This is a genomic window from Erysipelothrix sp. HDW6C (assembly GCF_011299615.1).
Lineage (GTDB): Bacteria > Bacillota_I > Bacilli_A > Erysipelotrichales > Erysipelotrichaceae > Erysipelothrix.
In genome coordinates this window covers 2,289,442-2,302,474 of the sequence record NZ_CP049861.1, presented here as the reverse complement: position 1 = coordinate 2,302,474, position 13,033 = coordinate 2,289,442, and the positions used below count along the sequence as shown (strand labels likewise).

Genomic DNA, 13,033 nt, shown 5'->3' with positions numbered 1-13,033 from the left:
GTGTATAATAGATACATTGGAGGCGTTTGGCATGCAAAGTAAAGTTGAATTCACGGTTGCCTTAGTCTATGAGGCAGCAATTAAGATTAGAGAAATGATGCACGATGACATAAAAATAGAACAAAAAACATCGAAAAGTGACTTGGTTACAAATGTTGATAAACAAACAGAAGTTTTTCTTGTTGAAGGAATCAATGGAATGTATGAGCACCAAAACTTCTTAACAGAAGAGAAAACTGTTGAAACACACGGTCTTGAAGATTTATGGATTATCGATCCCATCGATGGAACAACAAATTTCATTTATCAGAAGAAACACTTCTCAATATCCGTTGCTCACTATAACCTTGGCAAACCAGTATTTGGCGTTGTGTATGATGTGATGGCGGATAATATGTACGTGGGTATTGTAGGTGATGGCGCCTATCTCAATGGTCAAAAACTTGCACCTCTTGATCAACAACAAGATTTGGATACTTCAGTATTAACGGGTGATGTCTATCGTCCCGATCTCTTTCGTTTAACCCCAGCTGAAATGAAACCCAAATTTATCACCCACCGATTCTTAGGGTCGGGTGCGATTGAAATCTGTGAAGTCGCAGCTGGGAATTTTCAAGCCTATGTATTCTCTAAAATCAAAGCATGGGATATTGCTGCCGCAGTTGTACTCCTTGAGTGTGTGGGTGGTACGTTCTATTTGGGAGGGCAGATTGATACACTCGCAATGACCAATGATGCACACGTTGTAATCGCTGCAAGCAATCCTAAAGTTAGAGACAGTTTGGTGGCATGTTTATGAGTAAGGTGACATTTGCACAAACACTCATTCGTGAAGCTGGTGAGCGCGTTAAAGTTATGATGCATGAAGCACTTGATATTGATACGAAGTCTAACCCTCATGATTTTGTGACCAATGTGGATAAACAAACAGAGCAGTTTCTCATTCAAGGCATTAATGCACAGTATCATAATCAAGACTTTATCACTGAGGAAAAGACAATCGCAACAGAAGGATTGGATGATGTATGGATTATTGATCCCATTGATGGGACAACAAATTTCATCTTCCAAGGTCGCAACTTTGCAATCTCAGTAGGCTACTATGAAAAAGGATTACCCGTTTTTGGTATCGTTTATGATGTGATGGCTGATGAGATGTATTGCGGTGTTAGTGGGTCGGGTGCTTGGGTAAATAACAAGCGTTTACAACCCCTTGATAAGACAATTGCACTTAAAGACGCAATTATTAATGCAGATAATCGCACCTTTAAAACATTCAAAGAAGATTTGGATGAGCATATTATGGTTCAACGTTATCTTGGATCGGCTGCTTTAGAAATTGTGGGTGTTGCTGCAGGGCGCCAACAGGCTTACATTTCACGGCGATTAAAGCCATGGGATGTTGCCGCAGCAGTAATCATTCTTAAAGAGGTTGAGGGAACCTGGAACTTTGGGGATGTTGAGGATGGCATTTTCTTTGCTGATGAGCACGGCTACTTTATGGGCACCAGCAACCCCATCATCAAACAATCCCTGTTATTATTACAGTAAGGAGGGCATTGTATGTACCTTAAAATTAGTGAAGATGTAAGTTTGCGTTATGTTGTTAATAAAGTGAGCAATGCCAAAGGCATTGTTGTGATTAATCATGGATTTGCGGAACATGTTGGCCGTTATGATCATGTAACCAAACGTCTCAACAGTGCAGGTTATAATGTGTATCGATACGATTTAAGGGGTCATGGTCGCTCGTTAGGACCCAAAGGACATATTGACTCATACGAGTCGTTTATCAGTGACTGTCATGCCTTTGTGACGTTTGCACGCAATGATACGCCCGAAGTTCCCATGTATATGCTAGGGCACAGTATGGGAGGGCTGGTTACCGCAATGTATGGTATCGCTCATCCTGATATGCTCAGGGGACAAGTGCTGTCGGGTCCGGCCATTACATCGCTTCCAAAGTCAAAAGGATTGAATGGTTTCCTTCTTAAGACTGTCGGGGTATTGATGCCATCGTTGAAAATCAGTAATCCCGTTGAGGATGATGTCTGTTCAGTTCCTGAAGTCGTTGCTCATTATAAAGCAGACGAGGACGTATTACGCAAAGCGACCGCAGGATTCCTAAAAGAATTCCTGATTGAAGGACCTGCATTTGTACGAGCACACATTCATCAATACATGTTGCCGTGTTTCATTGCTCACGGTGGGGATGATACCATTGTGCCAGTTGAAGTGAGTGAGTATTTTTATGATAACATTGCTTCACAAGATAAAGAGCGCAAAGTATATCCGGGTTTGTATCATGAAATATTAAATGAGAATGAAAAAGATGAAATTCTCGATGATATGATTTTATGGATGGATGCACGCTTGTAGAAACGGAGTTAAAACTATGGAAAAGAAATCATCAAAAAATTAATTATTGTTGCGGTGCTGTGTTTCATAGGTGGATTACTAACAGCTCCGTGGATAAGAAGTATATTTAAATAGTTACGTTAAACATTACCATTCAATCATTTGAGTGGTAATTTTTTGTGTGAGTGTCCGTTCATTGAGAAGAATTTGGTATAATAGAGTTTATAGAAGTTGAGGTTGGTAAAGATGATGACATTGGTGGATATCTATCAAAAACTTTATGATGCGTATGGACCCCAAGCGTGGTGGCCTGCCGAAACTCAATTAGAGATGATGATTGGTGCAATTCTTGTTCAAAATACTGCGTGGACCAATGTTGAGAAAGCCATCGAGCAATTAATGCCATACATGGAATACCAAACACTCCATGCCATGCCGATTGAGGATTTGCAAGAATATATTCGACCGGCAGGATTCTTTAAGGCGAAGTCACAAACAATTAAAGCGCTTCTGGCATATCTTGAGACGCACAACTTTAATCTTGAAGCGATGCCTCTTGATGGTCTGCGCGATGATCTTTTGAACATTAAAGGCATTGGCCCGGAAACAGCAGATTCAATCTTACTCTACACCTTTGACCAACCAATTTTTGTTGTGGATACCTATCTTAAGCGAATGCTAAAACACCTAGGGTATCCCCAGTACAAAACCTACGATGCCTATCAAAAATTTATGATGCAACATATCCCAGAAGATACATATGTTTATCAAGAGTTTCATGCGCTCATTGTTGAGTATGGAAAACGCAAAAAGCACGATTTTGATCCATTGGAATCATTTCTACATCCTGTCTTTCCTTACACGGATGCCGAGCTTGCAACAACAATTCAAGGAAATCCTAAATTCAATGACTTGGTAGTGCGCTATGGAAGGGTAGAACGCGCGGTTATGCTTCATCCGTTCGATGCCATCGTTTATACAATTATTGGACAGTTAGTCTCTGTTAAGGCGGCTGCGAGTATTCAAGCTCGTTTCGATGCCAAATATCCCAATCCCTTGGATGTGGTTCACGATGATATTGAGACCGTAAAATCAGTAGGGCTTACGTTGAATAAAGCAAAAGCAATTCATCGCATTGCCAATGATGTTGTCAGTGGTGTTCTTGATCTCTATGCATTAGATGCTTTGCATGATGATGCACTCGTGAGGGCCTTGGTTAAGCTTCCAGGAATTGGCGATTGGTCAGCGCGTATCATTATGATGCATGGTTACCATCGGAAAAACTTAAGTTCATATGATGACATTGCATTGCGTCGTGGTGTTGCGACCCTTCACCAGGTCGAATCCATTACTCGAGAATCCTTTGACGCAATTATGGAAGATTACGCACCGTACAAAACAATAGCCTCAATCTATTATTGGCGTTATTCAAAAGATGTATAAGCCCTTGAAAGAGGGCTTTTATTGTGCGCGTTTGTTCGTGATTCAATGTCTTGGTATAATAAACACACAATGGGCATGTTGCTAAGGCAACTTGGGGGTAAATTATGATCGGTCGTGTATTGCTAATTGAAGATGACAAGGATATCAGCCAGACGCTAAGTATCCATTTGCGAGAAGCAGATATGGATGTAACCGCAGCGTATGATGGGGTGCAAGGAATTGATGTATTTGAGCAGGGTGGTTTTTCCTGTGTCTTGCTGGATTTAATGTTGCCTAAGAAAAACGGTATTGAAGTTCTCGGACACATTCGTAAAATAAGTCGTATTCCAGTGATTATCATATCGGCAAAAGATACCGAGTTTGACATCACAGTTGCGCTCGATTTGGGAGCCGATGACTATGTTACCAAACCATTTTCATTTGGCGAACTCACCGCTCGCATCAAATCAAGTATTCGTCGTTCGACATTATATAGTGAAGTCGGTCTATCCTCGAAACTATCATATGGATGTTTACGTATGGACTTAGAGACACACACTGTAACGATTAACCAAGAGTGTATCAAACTTACCAATACCGAATTTGAAATCCTAAAACTATTCTTAAACAATCAAACCCGTGTCTTTACAAAAGAAGATGTCTATAAGGCGGTTTGGGAAGAAGATTATTATGGAGATGAAAACATTGTCAATGTTCATATGAGTCGGCTAAGAGAAAAGATCGAAAGTGATCCTAAAAACCCCGAATACATTCAAACCCTATGGGGGATTGGGTACCGTATGAAAACGAAAGAGGGTAATGTATGATTCGCGATAAAGAGATACGCGCCATTACTGAGCAAATTATGAAAGTTACGGATCACGAAACATTTCAACCCATCCTTACCGATTCCATCAATAAAACTGTTATGGAACTTTGTAATCAACTCAACCATAATTTCAGCATGCAAAAACGTCAACTTGCGGCATACTACGACACACAGGATAGTTATCGAAAAATGCTATCAAATATTTCTCACGACCTAAAGACACCGCTGACAGTTGTAAAGGGTATGTTGGAACTGGTTGATTTGGAGCATCGTGATCGTGAAACAAACCAACAATATCTCCATAAAATTGAAGAGAAAGTGAATGATGTCATCCATATGATTCATGACTTTTTTGATTTAAACAAACTCGAATCCAATGATACGCCCATGCTATTAGAACCGCTTGACTTAAGCGAGTTGAGTCGCAAAGTTATCCTGACTCATTATGATGCCATTGACCAAAAACAACTGACACTTGATATTGATGTCCCCGATCACCCAGTGCTTGTTAATGCAAATCAGCAAGCGTTGGAACGCGTTTTGGATAATCTCATTACCAATGCGATTCAGTATGGTAGTGATGGAAAAGTCATCGGACTGCGCATCAAACACGTTGCCCACCGTGTTGAAATGATGATCTGGGACCGTGGAAAAGGCATTGAAGCACTGAACCAATCGCATGTTTTCGAACGCTTGTTTACACTCGAGGACTCACGAAGTAAGGACTACTCAGGAAGTGGGCTGGGATTAACAATTACCAAACGTCTTGTTGAATCGATGAATGGAACCATTAGTTTGGAGAGTGTACCGTACCACTATACTGAATTTAAAATTACCCTAAATCAATCGTAAGAATTTCGTAAGAATTGCTTAAGAACTAAGTTAGAAACACTTGGTATAGTATCACTGTAATAAGCAACACGAAAAGAGGAACACAAATGAAAACATGCTTACAAACACACGAACTCACCAAAATTCATAAGGGTGTTACAATCGTTGACAATGTATCGATTACGATTAAACCTGGGGAAATATTTGGCCTTGTTGGACCCAATGGGGCTGGGAAAACCACACTTATGAAAATGATTATGAATTTAGTCAAACCCACACACGGTGACTTGGATATATTAGGAGAATCCGTAACACCTACGAGTTACAAGTATTTACAGAATATCGGCAGTATCATAGAAACACCACGTTTTATGGAAGATCTGACGGTTCTACAAAATATGGAGATTCATGCGCAATACTATGGTTACAACAACACCAGTCGTATTATGGATGTTTTGGGTCGCGTTGGAATGGCGACTCATAAAAACCTTCCAGTAAATCGCTGCTCCTTGGGGATGAAGCAACGAATTGCAATTGCCCGGGCAATATTATGTGAACCGAAGTTACTGATTCTTGATGAGCCAATTAATGGATTGGATCCGGCAGGAATGCGAGAAATTCGTTTGGTTCTCAAACGCTTGGCTCACGAAGAAGGTATGAGTATTCTTGTATCCAGTCACATTCTGGCTGAATTGGAGCAAATTATTGATGCCGTTGCAATCATGAAGAACGGTACATTAATTGAACAATTAACAATGAATGAGATTCATGCTCGCAATCTTGAGTACTTTGTCCTTGAGACACCCGATGTCCAAAAAGCACTTGTTTATCTTACAACAACCCTTAACATCAATAATTGTGCAATTGTCGGTGAACGTCACATTCGTATTTATGAAATGTCGCTATCGTATCAGGAACTCTTTGCAAAACTTGCACAAGGCGATTTTAGTGTCGATGGATTTGAGAAAGAAAAGAAAACACTTGAAGATTATTTTATGAGCCAAACGAAACGAGGATCCGAAGATGCTTAAACTGATGACATTAGAACTAAAGAAAAAGAAATCCAATCCAATGATTAAACTTGCTTTAAATTGGCTGCTTGTTACCGGCTTATGTCTGGGAATGGTTATCTTAATTTATAATACAGATGATTTACTCAGTGTCCTTCCATCACCGGGTTTGAGTGAGAGTATGATACAAGATACCTTACAATTTCAATCCTTTGTAGGAATCAAAACGATTAGCGATGCCATTATTGCCTTGGCATTCATAATTTATGCAGGTGTTAACTATGGACGCTTTGTCGTGAATGATTTTGCTTCAAGTCGTATGGAGTTAATGTATACCTATCCTGTTTCCCGCGTTAAGATTATGTATGCCAAAATTGGTGTCGCAGCAATTGTAACGTGTGTTTCGATGATTCTTACAAAAGGGGTTATCTATGGTTTCTTAGCAATCACCGTACCGAGTGCACACTTCACACTCATCAATGTCTTGGAAATTTTCACAAGTGCCATCGCTGTAACGTTTATGGGACAAATTGCCATGGCAGTAGGAATTTGGCGTAAATCAGTCATTACAACAGTGGTAACAGCATTCTTGCTCGCAGTATTTACACAAGGGAATATTGGTTCGGTTGCACTTTATGACTTCCCAATCATTCCATATATCTTTGCTGTTATTGGTGTTATCGTATCGTACTTATTTGTAGCGCGACAAAAACACTACGAGTTCTTTAATTAAAAGGAGAAAATAATGAATTTCGCAGAAAAAATGACCAAAAAGGTCAACAAAATTAATGAAAAAGTTAATACAGTCAATGATAAGATCATACCCAACAATCCTGTGAAGGTACCAACAATTAAAAGTCCATCGCGCAAAAGTCAAAAAATTGGTGCCATGATTACAGGTGTTGCAGGTGTCAGCATTTTAGCTGGTAGTGTGCTTCTCGCAAGCAAAGTGGGAGCAGCGATTGGGGTGGTAAGTTTGTTGGGAGCGAGTGTCTCTTATTGGGATTCGAAGAGCAATCAGTTTAAAGACAAAGAATAGAAAGAGGACAATGCATGGATTCATTCATTCGTAATGACAAGCGTATTCAAGGATACTACCAAACAATTTATGAAGATGAGCGACAAAGCGGTACAGCATGTCATGATATTGAACATGCCGAACGCGTCATCGCTCTCATGGATGATTTAATGCAGCAACTCAATGTTGACGAAACCTATCGTAAAGATGCACTGATTGCAGGATTGCTACATGATATTGGCTGTGTCCATGGGAAACCCGGTCACGCTCAACGCGGTTATGAAATGGCACTTGAATATTTTGAATCCCATGCGATACGGCTCACAAACCACGATGCTGTTCTGGAAGCAATTCGTGACCATGGTTCGAGTTATGATAGCCCCTCACTCATGACTCGCGTTCTCATCCTTTGTGATAAACTTGATCTTGTTCAATCGCGCTTAGCGCCAGAAGGTTATGAAACATATGGGATTCGTCAAATTCAACACATCACTGCAGTTTCAATTGTGGCTGATGAAACAACACTGATTGTTCGATTTACGACAGCACCCGAGTTTAATCTTGAAGAGTTTACGACGTTTACATTTTTAGACAAAGTGTTTACGGCCATCACTACATTTGCTGCATCGATTTCACGAGAGCCAATCGTAATGATTAATGATTGCACTTGGAATCGAAAAAACATCCTTTAGTGAGGATGTTTTTTTCGTACAATGTAGCGGGTTATAAACATGATGAGCGAAGGGACGATTGTTATGAAAAATGCACCCAAAGTGAAGACAATGACGTACTCAAGACTGTTACCCAAAACGGTAATGAGTGTGAACAGTGTCGCCATAATGGATGAGAGGGCAAAGAGTCCTGGTAGCATTAAGCTGTACCGTGGATTGGATTCCTTGGCGAGGCGTACCTGCAAAATAATCGCAGCGGTCATGACAATGATCCCAAAGATTGCATAAATCATAAGCGTTTCCTGCGATTTATTCTTTTCACAACAAAGTCGATACTAAAGAATACAACAGTTGGAATATTTATAACTGCGAGTATCTTAAGAAAATCAACAACAGTTACGGTATTGTTTGGATCTGCATTGAGCGTAGGGAGGGCCATTGTGATGACAAGTAAAAACCAAAGCAGTGACATACCCAAGAATACCCCTGGTAATAGATATCCCATCTTGGAATTTTTATGGTTTGAAAATACAATCTGCAACCAGATTAAACTGATGACAGCAGCGATTGGTAAAACGATGTCAATAATAAAGTCTTTCATACGATACTCCTCTGTATAATGGTTCTATTTTACCACAGTTGGGTGATGAATTTGAGTGTTTTAGAAATGACGAAGGGATTGGATTAGCGTATGATAAGAGTAATCAAGGAGGGGAATAGCATGAAACTTGCTGAATGTTTATTACTACGTGCAGAGAATCGAACTAAAATATTCGAACTGCAACAGAGAATTTTGAAGAATTCTAAGATACAAGAAGACTCAAAACCACTGGAGGATCCCAATGATTTGATTGCAAGTCTGCTTCAATTAAGCGATGAGCAGGCGGCGCTTATTGCGCGCATCAACAATGCCAATAGCGTGACCAAACTCAAGGATGGCCGATCAATCATTGATGCAATTGTGGCTCGTGATAATCTTGTGGCGAAACGGGATGCACTCGTTGGAATTGTCAATAATGCGACAGATCAAGATTATCGACTCACACGAACAGAAATTAAAACAGTCGTTCTTATTGATATTCCAAAGCTTCAAAAAAAAATCGACGGCTTTGCTAAGGATATTCGCATGTTGGACGTTGCAATTCAAGAACTCAACTGGAGTACGGAAATATAATCCAGACGGTAGTATTTTGATGGACATAAAAGGTAGATGCGAACCTGAATCGCATCAACTCACTTGGAGAATCGGCGGTTCATATACTATACTTTAAGCCAAACATTTTTTAAGTTACAGATTACAAAGTACGCTTAATTACGCTATGTCATCAAGATATGAGGGCGGTAAGGGGATAATGAGTTCATAAGGCACTCCGTAAGAGTGTCTTTCTTTATACAATCTTAATAGGGGCGGTGCTATAATGAAGAGAGAAGTGTAGGTGGCGTATGGACAGACAATCAGGAAAACTTAAAATATTCTTGGGCTATGCAGCAGGTGTTGGGAAGACTTTTGCAATGCTGGATGAGGCTAATGAATTACTGCGAAGTGGTGTCGATGTTGTGGGTGGCTATATCGAACCGCATCAGCGACCAGAAACGACGGCACGAATTCAAAATCTTGAAGTGCTCACACCGCAGACTGTTGACTACAAAGGGGTTAAGTTGTACGAGTTTGATCTTGAAGCTGCGCTTGAACGCAATCCAGAGGTTGTTATCGTTGATGAGCTTGCCCATACCAATGCCCCAGGATCGCGACATAAAAAAAGATATCAAGATATTGAAGAGTTACTCCGAAATGGTATCGATGTATACACGACCGTAAACATACAGCACATTGAAAGTCTGAACGATGTTGTTGAAACAATCACAGGGATTGTAGTTAATGAACGTGTTCCTGACCATGTATTTGAACAAGCGGATACCGTTGAGTTAATTGATATTGCACCTCACGAATTGATGACGCGCCTTCATCGTGGGAAAATTTACAAAGAAACACAAGCCAAACGAGCATTGGAAAATTTCTTCACTGAAGATAAACTGGTTGCTTTGCGTGAAATTGCCCTGCGGAAGACTGCCGATCAAATCAACAGTGCACACTATAAAACTGCAAGTTACAGTGCCAAAGAACATATCTTAGTGTGTTTATCCGCATCACCATCCAATGAGAAGGTGATTCGAACAGCTGCGCGTTTGAGTGATGCGTTTCACGCTCAGTTTACGGCAGTTTATGTCGAACTCGAAGATGACGATGATCGTGTAGACCATGAGGTTTTGCGTCGAAACATTCGCCTGGCTGAGGAACTGGGCGCACAAATCACAACCCTTTTTGGTGATGATGTTGCGGGACAAATATCCGAATACGCTAAAGTGAGCCATGTTACAAAAATCGTAATTGGTCGCTCCATTCGTCAACGTCATGTATTCAATCGCACCTCAATTATTGATCAATTAAGTACCTACGCACCACAAATTGATGTCTATGTCATTCCGGACACAGCAAGTGGATATTATGATAAACGTAAACGGATTCTTTCAAAAGAAGAATTTCGTTGGAAGGATGGATTGATCGCTGGAGCTGTGATTATGGTTGCAACTGCACTGGGATATCTCTTTGCCGATATGGGGTTCAGTGAAGCCAACATTATTATTGTCTATCTCTTGGGCGTACTGTTTATATCTTTGCTTACGCGCGGTCGCATTTGGTCGGGGATTGCATCGATTGTATCGGTTATCGTTTTTAATTTTTTCTTTACCGAACCGCAGTTTACTTTGGCTGCTTATGACTCGGGTTACCCTTTTACGTTTTTATTTATGTTTATTGCCGCTTTGATTACAAGTACGCTTACGACGAAAATAAAAATGAAAGACATTAATTCTGTGAAAAAGACATACCGTACTGAAGTCCTTTTAGAAACCAGTTTAAAATTCCAACAAGCAACGACAAAAGAAGCAATTATATCGGAATTAGGACAGCAAGTTAGCAAACTTGTGAATCGCAATGTTATTGTTTATTCTAAGGAAGAGGGACAGCTTGTGCCAATGGTCTTTGCCGACGCCAGCCCGGACTACATCCACGATGAACTGTTAAATCAGCAAGAACAAGCTATTGCACAGTGGGTGTATGCCAACAACAAACGGGCAGGAGCGCAGACAAACACACTTTCAAATGGAAAATGCACATACCTTGCCATTCGCTCAGTCCAAAAAGTTGTTGCTGTTCTTGCAATCGAATTGGGTGATAGTGTCTTGGATCCTTTTGAGAAAAACCTGCTCGTATCTTTAATAAATGAAGGTGGGCTCGCTTTAGAGAAAACAGAGTTGGATGAGAGCCAACGACAATCAACGTTGGTTCTTGAACAAGAGAAACTGCGTTCCAATATTCTACGAACAATTTCCCATGATTTAAGGACGCCGCTCACAAGTATTTCAGGAAATGCAAAATTCTTAATTGACCACGAAACAATGGAGCCTCACCAACGCCTCAGTATCTACAAAGATATTCAAGAAGATTCGCTTTGGTTGATTGACCTTGTCGAAAACCTGCTGGCAATGACACGCATTGATAATAAGAATGCAATTATTCATCCTGAGGGTGAAGTGCTTGAAGATTTGATTCGCGAAAGCATCCAACGAGTCAGTGCTAAAACACACGGTCGCATGATTCAATACACCGCTAGCGATGACATTGAGATGGTCGATGTTGATTCCAAACTTATGGTTCAGGTCTTTATGAATATTCTCGATAATGCCCTTAAATATACTCCAAAAGATGCAGTAATTGCAATTACTACAGAATCGATTGGGAATCGTGTACGCATTCACTTCAGTGATACAGGTTTGGGGATTCAAGACAAAGAACATCTCTTTGATATGTTCTACACTGAAAACCAAGACCGCCAACGGGGTATGGGACTGGGTCTTTACTTGGTTCGAGAGATTGTAAATGCTCATGGCGGAACAATTAGTGTATCGGATGTACTACCTCATGGTGCTTGTTTTAGTATTGAACTTGAAAGGATGATGGTTGATGAAAGCAAACTTACTCGTCGTTGAAGATGATAAACGCATTCAAAACTTAATTGCTGCAACACTGGATGCCTCAGGGTATAAGTATTCAGTTGCAAGCAGTGGGCGTGAAGCATTGCAGCTCATCTCTGCAAACAATCCCGAAATAATCATTCTTGATCTGGGATTACCGGATATGGATGGGGTAGAAATTGTAGGTGCCGTGCGACAAAATGCATCGACACCGATAATCGTCGTGAGTGCGCGTGCCGAGATGGATGATAAAATTGCTGCATTGGATGCTGGCGCGGATGATTATCTTACAAAGCCCTTTAATACTGATGAACTGTTAGCACGAATTCGCGTGGCCGAGCGACGAATCCGCAGTCTTGGTGATCAAGAGACCGTTTTTAAGAATGGTGAATTGACCATCAATACTGAGGCAGGAACAGTACTTGTGCATGCACACGAACTGCATGTCACACCAATTGAATACAAACTGTTAGTTTTGTTATCACAAAATGTGGGGAAAGTATTGACCTACAACACGATTCTCAAAGAAGTATGGGGTCTGTACTCTGATAACATTCCTGCATTACGCGTTTTTATGACAACACTTCGTAAAAAAATTGAGAAATACGATGCGGATAACCAGTATATTCAAACCCATGTCGGGGTTGGATACCGCATGATTAAAGTTGAAGAAACTCGCCTCCCTTAAGGAGGTTTTTTATTGCCGTAATCTTAATACCGTCTTAATACCTTCAGTGCTATAATCACAACACATAGAGATGGGAGATGTTTTAATGATTCTATTACTTGTGGCAATCATTGGTGCATTGTTTGCGTATTTGATTTACGCACTTATTTATCCAGAACAATTTTAAGGAGA

Annotated in this window: 16 protein-coding genes; 14 read left to right on the top strand and 2 right to left on the bottom strand. The window is 40.5% G+C overall.

Features of this window, described 5'->3' with window-relative positions; translation table 11 throughout:
- Nucleotides 1-31: 31 nt before the first annotated feature.
- The 10 genes from G7062_RS11095 (at nt 32) to G7062_RS11050 (ending at nt 8,160) form a co-directional block, all read left to right on the top strand.
- Nucleotides 32-799, top strand: coding sequence for an inositol monophosphatase family protein (locus G7062_RS11095; protein ID WP_166065979.1), 768 nt, complete (start codon nt 32-34; stop codon nt 797-799).
- Nucleotides 796-1,551: an inositol monophosphatase family protein gene (locus tag G7062_RS11090; protein ID WP_166065978.1), complete on the top strand. Its 756-nt coding sequence runs from the start codon at nt 796-798 to the stop codon at nt 1,549-1,551. The genes G7062_RS11095 and G7062_RS11090 overlap by 4 nt, the downstream gene beginning before the upstream one ends.
- A gap of 12 nt (nt 1,552-1,563) precedes the next feature.
- Nucleotides 1,564-2,379 (top strand): alpha/beta hydrolase, encoded by an 816-nt coding sequence (locus G7062_RS11085; protein WP_166065977.1) that lies wholly within the window; start codon nt 1,564-1,566, stop codon nt 2,377-2,379.
- A gap of 225 nt (nt 2,380-2,604) precedes the next feature.
- Complete coding sequence (locus G7062_RS11080; protein WP_166065976.1) at nt 2,605-3,801, top strand: hypothetical protein; 1,197 nt, start codon at nt 2,605-2,607, stop codon at nt 3,799-3,801.
- A 104-nt stretch (nt 3,802-3,905) separates the two neighbouring features.
- Nucleotides 3,906-4,607, top strand: a complete 702-nt coding sequence (locus G7062_RS11075) for a response regulator transcription factor (protein ID WP_166065975.1) — start codon at nt 3,906-3,908, stop codon at nt 4,605-4,607.
- Entirely contained in the window at nt 4,604-5,461 is an 858-nt protein-coding gene (locus tag G7062_RS11070) for a cell wall metabolism sensor histidine kinase WalK (RefSeq protein ID WP_166065974.1), read from the top strand. The genes G7062_RS11075 and G7062_RS11070 overlap by 4 nt, the downstream gene beginning before the upstream one ends.
- A gap of 86 nt (nt 5,462-5,547) precedes the next feature.
- A complete protein-coding gene (locus G7062_RS11065) occupies nt 5,548-6,471 on the top strand; it encodes an ABC transporter ATP-binding protein (protein WP_166065973.1) in 924 nt (307 codons plus the stop codon).
- Nucleotides 6,464-7,183: a hypothetical protein gene (locus tag G7062_RS11060; protein WP_166065972.1), complete on the top strand. Its 720-nt coding sequence runs from the start codon at nt 6,464-6,466 to the stop codon at nt 7,181-7,183. The genes G7062_RS11065 and G7062_RS11060 overlap by 8 nt, the downstream gene beginning before the upstream one ends.
- A 12-nt stretch (nt 7,184-7,195) precedes the next feature.
- Nucleotides 7,196-7,489: a hypothetical protein gene (locus tag G7062_RS11055; protein WP_166065971.1), complete on the top strand. Its 294-nt coding sequence runs from the start codon at nt 7,196-7,198 to the stop codon at nt 7,487-7,489.
- A gap of 14 nt (nt 7,490-7,503) precedes the next feature.
- Nucleotides 7,504-8,160: an HD domain-containing protein gene (locus tag G7062_RS11050; RefSeq protein ID WP_166065970.1), complete on the top strand. Its 657-nt coding sequence runs from the start codon at nt 7,504-7,506 to the stop codon at nt 8,158-8,160.
- Here the strand turns inward: G7062_RS11050 and G7062_RS11045 are convergent.
- Both G7062_RS11045 and G7062_RS11040 read right to left on the bottom strand, forming a co-directional pair.
- Nucleotides 8,157-8,432 carry a hypothetical protein gene (locus tag G7062_RS11045; protein ID WP_166065969.1) on the bottom strand — a complete coding sequence of 92 codons (276 nt, stop codon included), beginning with the start codon at nt 8,430-8,432 and terminating at the stop codon, nt 8,157-8,159. The genes G7062_RS11050 and G7062_RS11045 overlap by 4 nt on opposite strands.
- The gene (locus tag G7062_RS11040; RefSeq protein WP_166065967.1) at nt 8,429-8,740 is read right to left on the bottom strand and encodes a hypothetical protein; all 312 of its coding nucleotides are present in this window, start codon (nt 8,738-8,740) and stop codon (nt 8,429-8,431) included. The genes G7062_RS11045 and G7062_RS11040 overlap by 4 nt, the downstream gene beginning before the upstream one ends.
- Before the next feature lie 120 nt (nt 8,741-8,860).
- Here G7062_RS11040 and G7062_RS11035 point away from each other — a divergent pair, with 120 nt between their 5' ends.
- The 4 genes from G7062_RS11035 to kdpF all read left to right on the top strand — a co-directional run bounded on the left by G7062_RS11035 (nt 8,861) and on the right by kdpF (nt 13,028).
- The gene (locus G7062_RS11035) at nt 8,861-9,313 is read left to right on the top strand and encodes a DIP1984 family protein (RefSeq protein WP_166065966.1); all 453 of its coding nucleotides are present in this window, start codon (nt 8,861-8,863) and stop codon (nt 9,311-9,313) included.
- 269 nt (nt 9,314-9,582) lie between these two features.
- Nucleotides 9,583-12,189, top strand: a complete 2,607-nt coding sequence (locus tag G7062_RS11030) for a sensor histidine kinase KdpD (protein WP_166065965.1) — start codon at nt 9,583-9,585, stop codon at nt 12,187-12,189.
- Nucleotides 12,161-12,862 (top strand): response regulator transcription factor, encoded by a 702-nt coding sequence (locus G7062_RS11025; RefSeq protein WP_166065964.1) that lies wholly within the window; start codon nt 12,161-12,163, stop codon nt 12,860-12,862. The genes G7062_RS11030 and G7062_RS11025 overlap by 29 nt, the downstream gene beginning before the upstream one ends.
- Nucleotides 12,863-12,932: 70 nt before the next feature.
- Nucleotides 12,933-13,028: a K(+)-transporting ATPase subunit F gene (gene kdpF, locus G7062_RS11635; protein WP_166065963.1), complete on the top strand. Its 96-nt coding sequence runs from the start codon at nt 12,933-12,935 to the stop codon at nt 13,026-13,028.
- Nucleotides 13,029-13,033: the final 5 nt, after the last annotated feature.